The organism is Drouetiella sp. (assembly GCF_059504425.1).
In genome coordinates this window covers 198,177-210,990 of the sequence record NZ_JCACIN010000025.1, presented here as the reverse complement: position 1 = coordinate 210,990, position 12,814 = coordinate 198,177, and the positions used below count along the sequence as shown (strand labels likewise).

At 47.8% G+C, this 12,814-nt stretch carries 13 protein-coding genes and 1 tRNA gene; 8 read left to right on the top strand and 6 right to left on the bottom strand.

Going from position 1 to position 12,814, the window contains the following annotated elements; genetic code table 11:
• Positions 1 to 602 precede the first annotated feature (602 nt).
• Entirely contained in the window at positions 603 to 878 is a 276-nt protein-coding gene (locus AC5JMP_RS06530; RefSeq protein WP_495850762.1) for an Npun_R1517 family heterocyst differentiation transcriptional regulator, read from the top strand.
• 193 nt (positions 879 to 1,071) lie between these two features.
• Here AC5JMP_RS06530 and AC5JMP_RS06525 read toward each other — a convergent pair whose 3' ends face one another.
• Positions 1,072 to 2,178, bottom strand: a complete 1,107-nt coding sequence (locus tag AC5JMP_RS06525; RefSeq protein WP_495850626.1) for a tocopherol cyclase family protein — start codon at positions 2,176 to 2,178, stop codon at positions 1,072 to 1,074.
• Between the two features lie 97 nt (positions 2,179 to 2,275).
• Between AC5JMP_RS06525 and AC5JMP_RS06520 the strand changes: the two genes are divergently transcribed.
• From AC5JMP_RS06520 to AC5JMP_RS06505, 4 genes are all read left to right on the top strand, one after another.
• The gene (locus tag AC5JMP_RS06520; protein WP_495850761.1) at positions 2,276 to 3,544 is read left to right on the top strand and encodes a molybdopterin molybdotransferase MoeA; all 1,269 of its coding nucleotides are present in this window, start codon (positions 2,276 to 2,278) and stop codon (positions 3,542 to 3,544) included.
• A gap of 868 nt (positions 3,545 to 4,412) precedes the next feature.
• Positions 4,413 to 5,555 carry a glycosyltransferase family 4 protein gene (locus AC5JMP_RS06515; protein WP_495850625.1) on the top strand — a complete coding sequence of 381 codons (1,143 nt, stop codon included), beginning with the start codon at positions 4,413 to 4,415 and terminating at the stop codon, positions 5,553 to 5,555.
• 419 nt (positions 5,556 to 5,974) lie between these two features.
• Positions 5,975 to 7,642: an MBOAT family O-acyltransferase gene (locus tag AC5JMP_RS06510; RefSeq protein ID WP_495850624.1), complete on the top strand. Its 1,668-nt coding sequence runs from the start codon at positions 5,975 to 5,977 to the stop codon at positions 7,640 to 7,642.
• A complete protein-coding gene (locus AC5JMP_RS06505) occupies positions 7,608 to 8,798 on the top strand; it encodes a hypothetical protein (RefSeq protein WP_495850623.1) in 1,191 nt (396 codons plus the stop codon). The genes AC5JMP_RS06510 and AC5JMP_RS06505 overlap by 35 nt, the downstream gene beginning before the upstream one ends.
• A 28-nt stretch (positions 8,799 to 8,826) precedes the next feature.
• Here AC5JMP_RS06505 and AC5JMP_RS06500 read toward each other — a convergent pair whose 3' ends face one another.
• Positions 8,827 to 9,030: a hypothetical protein gene (locus AC5JMP_RS06500; protein WP_495850622.1), complete on the bottom strand. Its 204-nt coding sequence runs from the start codon at positions 9,028 to 9,030 to the stop codon at positions 8,827 to 8,829.
• Between the two features lie 120 nt (positions 9,031 to 9,150).
• Between AC5JMP_RS06500 and AC5JMP_RS06495 the strand changes: the two genes are divergently transcribed.
• Both AC5JMP_RS06495 and AC5JMP_RS06490 read left to right on the top strand, forming a co-directional pair.
• Positions 9,151 to 9,282 (top strand): hypothetical protein, encoded by a 132-nt coding sequence (locus AC5JMP_RS06495; RefSeq protein ID WP_495850621.1) that lies wholly within the window; start codon positions 9,151 to 9,153, stop codon positions 9,280 to 9,282.
• A gap of 109 nt (positions 9,283 to 9,391) precedes the next feature.
• Positions 9,392 to 9,463: transfer RNA gene (locus tag AC5JMP_RS06490), tRNA-Thr, on the top strand.
• A 95-nt stretch (positions 9,464 to 9,558) separates the two neighbouring features.
• On the opposite strand, the gene AC5JMP_RS06485 is transcribed toward AC5JMP_RS06490, so the two are convergent.
• Positions 9,559 to 10,350 carry a glutathione S-transferase family protein gene (locus tag AC5JMP_RS06485; protein ID WP_495850620.1) on the bottom strand — a complete coding sequence of 264 codons (792 nt, stop codon included), beginning with the start codon at positions 10,348 to 10,350 and terminating at the stop codon, positions 9,559 to 9,561.
• Between the two features lie 146 nt (positions 10,351 to 10,496).
• On the opposite strand from AC5JMP_RS06485, the gene AC5JMP_RS06480 reads away from it, so the two are divergent.
• Positions 10,497 to 11,075: a peroxiredoxin gene (locus AC5JMP_RS06480; RefSeq protein ID WP_495850619.1), complete on the top strand. Its 579-nt coding sequence runs from the start codon at positions 10,497 to 10,499 to the stop codon at positions 11,073 to 11,075.
• A gap of 223 nt (positions 11,076 to 11,298) precedes the next feature.
• On the opposite strand, the gene AC5JMP_RS06475 is transcribed toward AC5JMP_RS06480, so the two are convergent.
• The 3 genes from AC5JMP_RS06475 to AC5JMP_RS06465 form a co-directional block, all read right to left on the bottom strand.
• The gene (locus AC5JMP_RS06475; protein ID WP_495850618.1) at positions 11,299 to 11,433 is read right to left on the bottom strand and encodes a photosystem II reaction center protein K; all 135 of its coding nucleotides are present in this window, start codon (positions 11,431 to 11,433) and stop codon (positions 11,299 to 11,301) included.
• 79 nt (positions 11,434 to 11,512) lie between these two features.
• Positions 11,513 to 11,698 (bottom strand): DUF8622 domain-containing protein, encoded by a 186-nt coding sequence (locus AC5JMP_RS06470; protein ID WP_495850617.1) that lies wholly within the window; start codon positions 11,696 to 11,698, stop codon positions 11,513 to 11,515.
• Between the two features lie 23 nt (positions 11,699 to 11,721).
• Positions 11,722 to 12,801 (bottom strand): PIN/TRAM domain-containing protein, encoded by a 1,080-nt coding sequence (locus AC5JMP_RS06465; protein ID WP_495850616.1) that lies wholly within the window; start codon positions 12,799 to 12,801, stop codon positions 11,722 to 11,724.
• Positions 12,802 to 12,814 lie beyond the last annotated feature (13 nt).

Genomic DNA, 12,814 nt, shown 5'->3' with positions numbered 1-12,814 from the left:
CCCGGTATAACAAATATCACAGGGTTGTAATGCACTAAGCTTGAATCATTTTCTCATAAAACTTGATACTCGCTTGCCGTAAGGATCAGAGGCTTTCTATATTTCTATTCGTTGAAATCAGCCCTGTATCCTCTGAGTTTCTCATGTACAAATAAGATGTGAAATTGCGTAGTTTAGACCTAAGAAACCAACCCAGCTTGAAGCTAGATTAACTACTGATAACGACTTGAAGAAATAGAAGATTCAGTAGAACTGCGGTTCAATAATGAACAACAAATCAAGCAGGTAGATGGTTTGAAGCCTCTGTAAAGGTATCTTCAACTCCTTACAGAGACTTTAAACAAAACACTATTGAGGCTTCTTCAGTAGTGCTATCTATAGATAACTGAAGGATTTAACTATCTATTTCTTAATTCAGCTAACTAGCGGATTTGGTTAGTTTTCGGGGAATGATAGTTTTAGCGATAGATCTTTTAAAAGCGCGAACGATCCTTCAGAAATTGATGGCTACATTCAATAAACTCCGGCAAGGCAAAATAACCTTACCCGAAGTCATTGAGCATAGATCTCCTGGTATCCACCTTCTCCTGCTACATCCTGATATGAATTCCAACCTCGATCGCCAAGCCGTTAATCCTGAGTTCGCTGTTTACGATTGTGAGATCCATCTTAAGTTCAGGCTCATTGAAGAGAAGCAGGTGATTCGCACCCGCGAACAGCTTCTAGAGCTACTGCTGGACGCTTTTTCCTACGGTGCGGACGAGTACATGGAACCCATGGACGCTGACGTGAAAACGCAGGAATTATCCGACATGGAAGCTTCTCCACAGATGCGGCGGCAGTTAATTCGCCTACGCAATTCCAGAGACCTTGTCTAAAGTACCGAGCCAGTGCCATATTCTTAGCATTATTAACCCAGCGCTATCTGACCAACTTTGTTGAAGCGATCGCTCCGTTGCCCAGCCCCCGATCAGCCAACAGCCTCTAAGCCTGTTTAATTCTTTGACTATACTCTAACTCAGCCCCTCATAAGAGTTAGTGCTATGGCGCGTCGCTAGCTCAGGGCAAGCTTTAGGACTGCGATCGCCAAGGCTCTTTCCAAGGTGATCCTCCTACCTCTAGCCCGCAAAGATGGCTCTCAGCTTGTACAACCACAGACTGCCCCTGCCTCTCTCGTAACGTCATCGTTAAATTTCCTTTCATCGTATCTCGGCAGCAAAATGTTAAACCTGCCGCAGTGGGCGCTCGTAGGGGCGTTCCGGGATGATGAGTCGTGCCGATTAGCTCAATTTCATACTGGGCATTTCTGGCATGCATCCGCCAGTATCCCCAAGGATGGATCTCCCAGCTCACTTGGGCATTCCACGGTACAAATTCATAAAATTTGCCGCCATAGTGAATGCCAATCATCGCTACTGACTCCATCCAACCCAATACGCTTCTTTTACCGCCACCCGCTGTCAGGGCTAGATCAGACTGACCCTCAAACACGTTGCAGTTTAGCCAGAACCATTTTTGTGGAAAGGCTCCTCCCCAGTTTTTCTCGCCATAGGCAGGGGCATTGCAAAAGCTATAACGCTGACCCTGCCACTCAATCCAGCCTGTGGCTAGACCATGCGCCATCAAAATCTGCCAGCCTGGTTCAAAAATCTGGAGCTGTGACAGAACGCCTGCTGTAGATTGCTGCACACCTGTCCGATTGCCCCAGCCATACCTAGGCTGAATTTGATATTGCCAGCGAACCGTCTGCCCCGACCCTGGATCGGTTAGCTTGCCTTGATGCCAAGTGGCAGTTGCCTGGTAGCCGTCTGAGATTTGGTCTTCTAACACCAGGCGATCGAATTCTTCAGGCTCTAAATATCTGGGCGGTAGCTTAGTCTGCAATTTGGCGCTTTTCCGCCAGTGTCCCAGTCCCAAGGCGTTATGCCATGCCCAAAAATGCTGCACATCGGGAAAGGTGCGGCAGAAATATTCATCGTTAATGCCTAAAATCTGCGCTGCGCCGCCGCTGTGGGCTGCGCCACCAATCGGATCTTCAATGGAATACATGAAAGCAAAAGTCTCTCCGCAATCGGGCAAAGTCACACGACAGTACCAGCCTTCAAAGAAGCGGCGGTCTGAGCCTTCCCAGTGATAGCCGCTGTGGGGAGTTTGCAGGGAGTCGGGCGGTCGGATCATATTAGGCGCTGGTGTTTAGCGAAGTCATCATAGGATGAAAGGAGCCTCTCTCATTATTCCTTTTTCCTGTAAAGTTCTCTTCTCTGGTAAAGCCGCGATGCTGCCCGCCCAACAAGCAGAAGCCTTAATCTTAGACCTAGTTCAACCTCTTGACCCACAGCGAGATAGTGAAACGATCGCTCTAGAGTTCGCTAACGGGCGGATTTTGGCAGCGGCGGTCAGCGGCGCTTCAGATGTGCCGCATTGGGACAATTCGGCGATGGATGGCTATGCCGTTCGCTATGCTGACGTAAAAGATTGTGACCCTCAACAGCCCGTGACGCTGGAAATCATTGAGGAAATTCCTGCTGGATATCAGCCGCAGAAAATAGTCCAGTCCGGTCAAGCAGCTCGGATTCTCACAGGCTCCATGATGCCTGCGGGAGCTGACACGATCGTCATTCAGGAGGATACGCGGCGAGAGGGCGATCGCGTCACGCTCACGACTGCGCCCAAACCCAATGCTTTTGTCCGTCATCAGGGCGAATTCTATCAGGCTGGAAACCCGCTGCTGCCGCTGGGCATTCGTCTGTCAGCTCCTGAAATGGCGGTTTTGGCAACAGCACAATGTATGCAGGTTCCCGTCTTTCGCCGTCCTCGTGTGGCAATTTTATCGACGGGTAACGAGTTAGTATCGCCCGATCAATCGCTCCAGCCTGGACAAATTGTTGACTCCAATCAATATGCTCTAGCGGCTCTGGTTGCCAATGCTGGGGCAGAGCCAATTTGTTTAGGCATTGTGCCCGATCGACCAGAGGAATTAAAGGAAGCGATCGCCCAAGCCATCGCTCTAGCAGATCTGGTGATCTCGTCAGGAGGCGTTTCGGTCGGAGACTATGATTATGTCGATCGCATTCTGGCAGAGCTGGGCGCAGAAATTCATATTCGAGCTGTTGCCGTGAAACCGGGAAAACCGCTGACAGTCGCCACATTTGCAAGGACGGAATTGGCAACGGCAGAATTACCTTCAGCACTCTACTTTGGGCTTCCTGGCAATCCGGTTTCGGCTTTAGTGACCTTTTGGCGGTTTGTCCTGCCTGCTTTGCGCAAGCTCTCTGGTCTATCAAGCTCCTGGCGACCCCTATTTGTGAAGGGACGATCGCAGCAAGATTTGCTATCGGATGGCAAGCGAGAAAGTTATCTATGGGGACAAACCTATCTCGTGGATGGATCATACGAGTTTCACTTGGCAGGTGGATCTTCCAGCTCTGGAAATCTAATTAACCTGGCACAAACTAATAGTCTGGCAGTCTTACCTGTGGGTGAAACCTTTAAAGCTACAGGTGAAACAATTCAGATCATGTTGGTTGATTTGCCTATGAATTGAGGCTGAAATTTTGTGTTACTTCAGGCGATTCTCTGACTCAACTCTTTTAACCCCTAATGGCGTGTGCAGGAAAAGCAACGCAGGCGGGAAAAGTCTGTGAATAGTATAGCAACTGCCAAGGCGGCTGGGACGGAGACATTTTTAGTGGGGCACGAAGCGCCCCACTAAAAATGTCCCAAGCAAACTGGCGACAGCTATAAATTACTGATTAGATGATGGGAAATAGATGCGAGGTAGATAGATTTACGAATGTAAAAACTCCTTAAGATATAAGTTTTTAAACTTCAAGACGGGAATCTCTTAATAGCATCGCCATAAAAAAGTAGCTCTCATGTGTTTCTTTTCAGAATAGTAAAAAAACAATATCTACATACAATATTTACATAATTTATACAATTCAATTTGAAGCACCGTATAAGATTGGGACTAAGGTTTCTAACACCCCCAGGGTTAGAATACACTTTTCACTTCAGGGTTGCCGAGATTTAAACGGGTTTGATGGTTGAAGACATAGGTGTTTTGTGAAGACATAGCCTTCACAAAATTAATCATATGGAATCAAGAGTGAACCACTGTAGTTGAGCATTGAAAACATTTTCTATCAGTAAAGAGCTGGACTGTTTCCCCGCATGTCAGCTTGAGTATCTGCGAAATGAGCAAAAACTCTTTAGCGAGGCGTTCTTAACTTTTTTTCTGAAGTAGACGTTTATTCGTAACAGTTTTATTGACAGTGCCAGGTTGAAATACTTTCTACTTCAGAATCTCATTTTTTGCTGACGGGTTATAACCCTGTGAATAAGATTCAATCAAGATTTAATAATCTTAGCGAACTTAGAGAGCTTGAACACAATATTTAGGATTACAGAAAATGAAAGTATTGATACTGAGCAACCAAGACATTTCAGGAATTCACGCTAGCTGGAAAAAAGAGGGAGAACAGGCGCGAGCAGAACATTTGTGGGGGGCAACAACTCTAAGTAAACATGGAATTGACGTAGAAATACTCCCCTTTGAAAAGTACAAGCCCCTGAAAAATCTCAGCAAAGGGATCAAGATTTTGGGTGATCTTGATCAGCAGCTAAGAACCATTTTGACTTGCTCTACATCACAGATTGATGCTATCTATTCGGCGCATCATCTTACTACACCCCTGTTAGCAGCTTTGAGAAAGCTTAGAATTCTCAGAACGCCTGTGGTTGCTATTGCCTATCAGTCAATGAATCCTAGCTTTTGGGGCAATATATTTACGCAGTTGTGTGTAGATGGTAATGATCAAATCATTTGCTTGAGCCAAAAGCTGAAAGATGACTTAATTCAAGACTTTAATATTAATCCAGCCAAAATTTCTGTTGCTGAATGGGGTGGAGATTTGCCGTTCTATCCAATTGGAGAAGCAGCGAATGAATCTCACAGCAAGCCTATTATCTTATCGGCGGGGAAGACCTACAGAGACTACCCAACGTTGCTGGCTGCGATCGAGACTTTGAACTGTGAATTGCAGATCTGTGGCCATGCCTATCAAGAAGTCAGAAGGGATTTAACGCTTCCAGCCAACGCAGTGTTTTACAACGAAGTTCTGCCTTGGAGAGCAGTATTGGAGAGGTATCGCAAGGCATATGCCGTAGCTATTCCACTTGCAGATAAGCGCAATAAGCCCAAGAATGCTGTTGGATTAACTAACTTGCTTGAGGCAATGGCGATGGGAAAACCTGTCGTTATGACCCGCAACAATCTGAGCCGCTATGTCGTAGATATTGAAGCTGAAGGTATCGGCTTATGGGTTGACACAGGTGATGTAAACGGCTGGCAAGAAGCCTTGGGGTATCTTATCAATCATCCTGAAGCGGCTCATCAAATGGGCGCTAAAGCACGGCAGCTTGCAGAACAAGAGATGAATCTCAACGTCTTCTCACGCAAGGTTGCTAGCGCACTGAGCCGAGTTGGGCTTGTCAATCCGGCTGTTAAAGAAAATATAGAGTCCATGCAGACAATTAATTCAATTGAAAGATGAGCACCTTGCTGTTCGCTCTTTTAATCCAGCAACTTTAATGAGCAAGGATTTTCGTCGCGTGAGCAACGCCTACGCAACAAAAATCCTTACCTAAATACCACCGCCAAAAATTAAAGCAGCTAGGTTCTGATTTCAACCTATTGCTTTGCTGTTAGGCGGTCTGTGAAATCGGCCTTGTGATATCTACAGTAACCGCCAAGGCGGTTAGGACGGGGACATTTTAGTGGAGCGCTTCGCGCCCCACTAAAAACAGACTGGCGACAGCTATGGCTTAAGTAGAGCTATGGCAATGTCTTTACTAGGCTTGTGTAGTTTGTGTGAAGATCTCAAAGTCTTGTTTGAATCTAATCAAGACTTTCACAAGAAACCTGCTATATATTGTGTGAAACTTACCGCTTTGAAGATCATAGGAATCATAGATGCTATTTAATTCCATAGAATTTCTAGTGTTTCTGGTTACCGTCTATACCTTATATCGGGTTTTACCTTTTCGGGGGCAAAACCTGATGCTGTTGGTGTCCAGCTATATTTTTTATGGTTGGTGGGACAAGCAGTTCCTATTTTTAATTCTTTTAATTACCTCCCTGGATTTTTGTTCGGCTCTGATCATCGGACAAGGTGAATTAACGGCTACCCAAAGACGGCTGCCCTCTTGGGTAGTCATCCTATCTGCATTTTTCTGTGTCACGGTTCAATGGGAAGCCATTCGTTTCTCCCTCAATCCCTGGGTAATGATAGTGGACTGGAGCCGCTTGCTGCCTCCGGTTGGGACAGGATGGTTGGTATTTTGGGGATCGATCGGGGCTGTGGCGATCGCCAATTTTTTCTACCCTAAGCTCATCGCTTTGCCCGAACGACGGCGCAAGAATGTTTGCCTAGGGCTAAGTATCACGATCGACCTGCTGATTCTTGCCTTCTTCAAATACTTCAATTTCTTTGTAGGAAGCGCGGTGGATTTGCTGCAATCTGTTGGTTTGCCAGCAGATTTCACGACGCTGAATATTCTGCTTCCAGTAGGCATCTCGTTCTACACGTTTCAGACTATGAGCTACACGCTCGATGTGTATCGCAGAGAGCTAGAGCCTGCCCAGAAATTCTCTGATTTTGCTCTCTCGGTCTGCTTTTTCCCGCATCTGGTTGCAGGTCCGATTGTTAGGGCGACAGACCTCATGCCGCAATTTATTCTGCCGCGGACAATTACCTTTGATCAGACCCTGCGGGGACTGTATCTAATTCTGTTCGGACTGTTTAAGAAGGTGGCGATCGCGGATGGTCTGGCGGGTTCGGTAAACGCGGTCTATAACTCGACGGGCACAGTTTCCTGGATCGATGTAGTGGCGGCAACGCTGCTGTTTACCTTTCAAATCTACTGCGACTTTTCAGGATATACGGATATTGCCAGGGGCGTTTCTAAGCTGTTTGGAGTCGAGCTAGTTGTTAACTTCAATCTGCCCTATTTCTCAAGAACGCCGAGTGAGTTCTGGCAGCGCTGGCACATTAGTTTATCCACTTGGTTAAGAGATTATTTGTATATTTCCTTGGGGGGAAATCGTAAAGGCAACTTAAATACCTATCGCAACCTCATGACCACCATGGTGCTAGGCGGTCTCTGGCATGGAGCGGCTTGGAACTATGTTCTGTGGGGGTTCTATCAGGGCGCATTACTCTGTATTTATCGAGTCTTAGGCATTCGCGATCCCAGAAAATCTTCTCAGTCTGAAAAGCCTGCATTTAATCTCAAAAAATTCTTGAGTTCGACGGCAGCTACCTTGATCTTCTTTGGGCTGACCTGTTATGGGTGGCTGCTGTTTCGCGCCAATTCTCTAGAGCAGATTGTGTCATTCACTCAAATTCTGTTTACAGATTTTGGTAACTTTTCGCTAACGATGCCGAAACCTAACCTTTCGGGGCTACTGGGATTGGCAGTTCTGATTATTTACGAATTTGCTGAATACAGCGTCAATAGGGTGCATTTTTACCGCCAGTACCCTGCCCTGCTACGCGGCGCTTTCTACGCAATTTTAACTCTGCTGATCTTGATGGGGACAAGCAATGCGCCAGCCCAATTTATCTACTTCCAATTCTGAAGCTTCTATGCCCAATGTTTTCACTAAAGCTCTGTACAGCAAGAGAGTCCGAGGGGTTGCTACAGCAGGATTGGGATTTGTTTTAACGCTAGCCGCTTTGGATGTGGCAATCAATTTGCTGTTTCCCTATCCTACCGATCCGCTCAACACGTCACCTGGAGCCATGAATCTGTATTTTGACTATGGGCGATCGATTGAGGGCAAAGTCACTCGCCAGCTTGGAGCTACAGACGAAACAAGTGCTCCGATTGCTAGACCCGGATGGCTCGATTCTCGTCTGGGAGAAGGACAAGCCGTGAAGCCCGCTCCAGGAGAAGATTTGCTGGTCGCCATCTACGGCATGTCGTTTGCTGCTCGGACAGGAGAGGCAATGGAGAAGCTAGATTCTAAATTGACGCTGCGTATTATTGCTGGACCTTCTGCACCTCCTAGCTTCTCATTTGCTGCCTACGAAACCGATCGCAGAAATCATCAAGCAAATGTCGTAATGTTAGGCATCCTTGCCTCTAGCGTCAAAGGCATGGGAGCCATGACCGGGATGACTTGGGGAGCCGAGGTGCCTGCACCCTATACGTTCCCGAAGTACAAAATTGAACAGGAACGCTTAGAGACAGTGCAGCCCCAAATTAAATCTCTGGCTGATCTACGGGTTGCGATGGGCGATCGTCCTAAACGGGATGCATTTGTAGCGCAGCTCCAAGAACATGACCAATTTTTTAGTTCCTTCACATTTGAAAAAAGCTGGCTGGATGCTTCGGCGATCGTTCGGATGCTGCGACGGGCTTTGGCAAAGTCTCATCAAGACAATATCACCAGCCAAATTCATACGCCATCTGGATTTAACCCTGAGTGGGAGCAGGTGCCTGTTTTGGAGAAGATGGTTCAGGAGTTTGCGACTACGGCTAAGCAAGATGGCAAGTTGCCGATCGTTTTGTTGTTCAACGATCGTGGCTATGATGACCACCTCTATCGGCTATTGCAGCCCACGCTAGAGCAAAATCAGATTCCCTTCGTCAGCACCCACGAGATTGCCCCTGCAACCGATGGAAGCAACTTCGTAGGCGATGGGCACTTTACTGAAGCCGTTGACCAGAGGATTGCCCAAAAGGTTCTGGAGATAGTCAATGAGAAGATTGATCGGGATAAGTCAAACTAGACTTCTAAACTAAATTTGGTAGAGCTGGTCATTCATCCAGATCTTCAAGGCGATCGAGATTAAATCGCTTGATAAGTTCTTGTGTATCCTCGTCTTCAATAAACCTCTCGATCGCCAGATTGACCAAGGCGTTGAGAGAAGTATCTTTAATGCCTGCAATTGTCTTGAGTAGCCTGGTTATTTCGGGCTGGACGTTTACTCTAATTTCGTCCTTACGCGGCTTAGCAGTCATCTCAGAACATTTTGGACATTTCCGTCTTCATCATCCCATGAGAAAAGATGCCAATCGGATCTTGCCTATTGACGGAAAACTCCGTATAGCTGCAAAAAACTATTCTGGAGTTATCCAACAATGATGCTATCCCCTGATGAAGTGATTTACCTGAAGGCGTTGCTGATTGAGATTCGCTCGGCTAATCCGTTTAGTCGATTTATTCGGAAGATTGACAAAGCTCTGATGATCTTGGGTAAGCCATTAAGTTAATCCCTTGGCAACTTCTAAATGAGCAGCGCAATTTTTACGCATTTCAACTACTCGACTAGCGATCGCGACTGCTATAATGGGTGGCTGGTTACGCAGTTTAGTAACGCTTGCCGATGTGGCTCAGTGGTAGAGCACTCGATTCGTAATCGAGCGGTCGGGAGTTCAAATCTCCCCATCGGCTTTTAAAGGTGGTTCTCAAATGCAGCAAAGGCTGAAGTTCTCTTATGAGGAAAGCTTCAGCCTTTGCCGTCGAGTTGTATTTAAGGCATTGATACTTCAATCAATGTTGATAGAGGTTGGGCTACTAGAAGGGGCACTCGTCGAAGGAGACAGCTTGCGGTAGTCGCTGTAAAGGCGATCGCGCCAGCCCCAGAAGTTGCCGTAGAGCGGATTGTCTGCTAGCCCCGGTACGCCCTTGCCCTTCAGCGCTACCGGGATGTCTAGATATAGCCCTGCCGGAAACTTAACGTACATTGTTAGCCCTGCGACCGCAAAATCCGCCAGAGTCGGATGGTCAGTGATCAGGTAAGGGCTGTCTGTCAGCAGCGTGTTGAGCGACTCCAAATTTTGCTGCATTGCTTTGCGTGCCGCCTTCACCGCATCAGCGCCCAATCCTGCCCCTGCACCCAAAATGCTCAGAGCCTCGCCTGGAACTGATTCAACGATCGTTTTCAAAAAGCTAGGAGCCGAGGAGGGCAGCAGCGCCGAACGGAAAGCTGGATCTTGACTAAATGCGCCTAGCATTGCCTTACGACCGTTTAGCCCGATCGACTCATCTGCCCACTCTTCCATCAACAGGCAGAGGGCACGTTGCTTGGGTTCTGTGGGAATAATGGGGCGCTCAGGGTATTTGCGATCGAGATAGAGGGCGATCGCGGTGGAGTCAGCAATCACTTCAGCACCATCTTTAAGAACGGGCACCTGACGCTGTCCTGAGAGACGAAACAAATCAATTTGCCCAATGCCGGGAGTCACTTCTATTTTGCGGTAAGGCAATCCCTTGTAGTCCAAAATCAGGCGAATCTTCTCGCAGTAATGAGATAGTTCAAATTGATGAAGCTCTAACATTGTCGTCTCCTGAGTGAGTGGTTCAACCGTCAGCGCTCGTAGGTGAAAGTTTAGATTTTGGACGTAGCCCAAAAATCAAAATAGTTCCGGCTTAGTTTTTGACCTAGAACAAGTCACTAAACCTTTGTAAACTTATATTAAAACTAATGGTTACTCCTTCAACATCTTCCCCCATGATTATTTTGCGTCGCACTCTCAGCTTCTTCTGGATACTTTGCCTAATCTTGCTCACCGCCTTCGGTAGCGGAGCAGAGGCGATCGCTATGGGAGGCGAACAGCCGCCACTGAACCAACCCGCACCTGAGTTCACGCTACCCACTAATTCTGGAGATGGCGAAATTTCTCTGGCAGACTATCGAGGGCAGTGGGTTGTGGTCTATTTCTATCCCAAAGACTTTACGCCGGGATGCACGCTGGAAGCCCAGCGATTTCAGCGGGATTTACCCCAATACCTGGCGAAGAATGCTCAGATTTTAGGCATTAGCGTTGACGATATTGATTCTCATGCCGAATTCTGTGATTCAGAAGGGTTGAAGTTTCCCCTACTTGCGGATGTGGATGGCAAAGTCAGCAAAGCCTATGGCTCTTGGCTAGGCTATTCTGCCCTGCGGCACACCTATCTCATTGATCCAGACGGGATGATGCGAGAGCGCTTTCTAGGAGTTCGTCCTGCAATTCACAGCGCTGAAGTGCTTGCCCGACTGGATGAGCTGCAAGCTGCCTAGCTGCCGATAGCGCTTTAAAGCTCTCAAAAGATATCTGCCTCATGACCCGTTTAAGTTGGTACAGCTGTCGCCAGTTTGCCCAGAACATTTTGGGTGGAGCGCTTCGCATCCCACCCAAAATGTCCCCATCCCAACCGCTTTAGCGATCGCCACATAAGATAGCTAGACAAAAAAAAGGGGCGATCGCCCCTTTCACTAAAACAGATATAAGCTAAAAACTTTCTTATCTAAAACCGACAGAAGCCTGCCAAACAAAAGCAAGCAGAAGAAAAAAGACAGGAATCACAGGCAGAACATCCACCAGGGGATTAAAAATGGCGTAAGCTTCGGGTAGTTTTGCTAACAGCGCCGCTTCCATGAATGGGGTAACCTCTCCAACACGAGTTCATAATTGATACGGATTTTAACACAGTTGGGGGACGACGAAATCAACGTGCCTATCGCTTTTTCTCAGCTTTCCAGGTGCCGCCGTAGCGATAGCAGGGATTGTTCTGACTGACTTGAGGGAAACAGGCGACACAGATGAAGCGCCATTGCCAAGAGGTATCAATTTGCGATCGATACAGCACCGCAGCTTCTTGACTGCATTGCGAACAAAGCTTCGATCGAGGGGTACGTACCATAGGTATCTCCCTAGGCTGTTGCGCTACGCCATGACCGAAGCTTCTGGACGGGCAAAGATCATGCGTCCTGCTGAGGTCTGCAACGCACCAGTCACAATCACGCAAACCTCATCACCCATGTAGCTACCGCCTTCCTCCACGACTACCATTGTGCCGTCATTTAAGTACCCTACGCCCTGCTCCGGCTCCTTCCCTTGCTTAACGATCTTCAGATCAATGGTGTCTCCCGGCAGATAGGCAGGTCGCATCGCTTGGGCTAGGTCATTGATGTTCAGCACAAACACCTTTTGGAAACTGGCAACTTTGTTGAGGTTATAGTCATTCGTTAGCAGCGAACCGTTAATGTCTTGCGCTAGGCGAACCAGCTTGGCATCGACTGTCGGCACGTCTTCGTAGTCTGCCGGATGAATCATAATGCGATCGGGAAACGTTTCCTGAACTCGATTGAGAATATCTAGCCCACGCCGTCCGCGCACACGCTTTTGGTCATTTGAGGAGTCAGCAATCCGCTGTAACTCCTGCAAAACAAACTGGGGCACTAGGATTTGACCCTCCAAAAACCCGGTGCTGAGCAGGTCTTCAATTCGCCCGTCGATAATACAGCTCGTGTCTAAGATCTTTGCCGTAGCAGATTTTAGAGTGCCTTCAGCCACCAGCATGGTTTCGACGCTGTTGGGATTCAGCATCCGCAGCAGCGTCCGCCCGTGAACATCGGCAAGGTTGACCCCAGAGATAGCGAACATGAGACTTCCCAAAACGGCAGTCAGCGGCTTGATGAAGGCAAACTCGCTCGGAATTGGCAGCAGAAAAATGGGAGCCAGCATCAAATTTGCCACCAGTAGACCCAAAACCAGACCCACCGATCGACTCAGAAGCATATCTACAGGCATATCCCGAACCTGCCGCTCAACCCGCCGATAGGTTGTTTGAGCCACCAGCCCTAGAAGCAAACCAAACAGCGCCCCAAAGCCGCCTGTTGCAAAGCTCAAGCCTTCCAAGCTATTGACCTGCTTCAGCGTGTCGGGTGGCAGCAAGTCAACGCCGTAAAAGCCGATTCCTGCCCCTGCTATGATGAATGAAAGAATTATAATTGCGTCGATCATGGTTCCAATCCCT

What these genes read in the sequence shown, in the direction of transcription:
- AC5JMP_RS06515 (WP_495850625.1), top strand. Translation starts at nt 4,413, where the DNA reads ATGAAAGTATTGATACTGAGCAACCAAGACATTTCAGGAATTCACGCT.
- AC5JMP_RS06520 (WP_495850761.1), top strand. Translation starts at nt 2,276, where the DNA reads ATGCTGCCCGCCCAACAAGCAGAAGCCTTAATCTTAGACCTAGTTCAA.
- AC5JMP_RS06475 (WP_495850618.1), bottom strand. Translation starts at nt 11,433, where the DNA reads ATGGAAGCGGCGCTGTTAGCAAAACTACCCGAAGCTTACGCCATTTTT.
- AC5JMP_RS06495 (WP_495850621.1), top strand. Translation starts at nt 9,151, where the DNA reads ATGATGCTATCCCCTGATGAAGTGATTTACCTGAAGGCGTTGCTGATT.
- AC5JMP_RS06530 (WP_495850762.1), top strand. Translation starts at nt 603, where the DNA reads ATGAATTCCAACCTCGATCGCCAAGCCGTTAATCCTGAGTTCGCTGTT.
- AC5JMP_RS06480 (WP_495850619.1), top strand. Translation starts at nt 10,497, where the DNA reads ATGGTTACTCCTTCAACATCTTCCCCCATGATTATTTTGCGTCGCACT.
- AC5JMP_RS06525 (WP_495850626.1), bottom strand. Translation starts at nt 2,178, where the DNA reads ATGATCCGACCGCCCGACTCCCTGCAAACTCCCCACAGCGGCTATCAC.
- AC5JMP_RS06500 (WP_495850622.1), bottom strand. Translation starts at nt 9,030, where the DNA reads ATGACTGCTAAGCCGCGTAAGGACGAAATTAGAGTAAACGTCCAGCCC.
- AC5JMP_RS06510 (WP_495850624.1), top strand. Translation starts at nt 5,975, where the DNA reads ATGCTATTTAATTCCATAGAATTTCTAGTGTTTCTGGTTACCGTCTAT.
- AC5JMP_RS06485 (WP_495850620.1), bottom strand. Translation starts at nt 10,350, where the DNA reads ATGTTAGAGCTTCATCAATTTGAACTATCTCATTACTGCGAGAAGATT.
- AC5JMP_RS06505 (WP_495850623.1), top strand. Translation starts at nt 7,608, where the DNA reads ATGCGCCAGCCCAATTTATCTACTTCCAATTCTGAAGCTTCTATGCCC.
- AC5JMP_RS06465 (WP_495850616.1), bottom strand. Translation starts at nt 12,801, where the DNA reads ATGATCGACGCAATTATAATTCTTTCATTCATCATAGCAGGGGCAGGA.
- AC5JMP_RS06470 (WP_495850617.1), bottom strand. Translation starts at nt 11,698, where the DNA reads ATGGTACGTACCCCTCGATCGAAGCTTTGTTCGCAATGCAGTCAAGAA.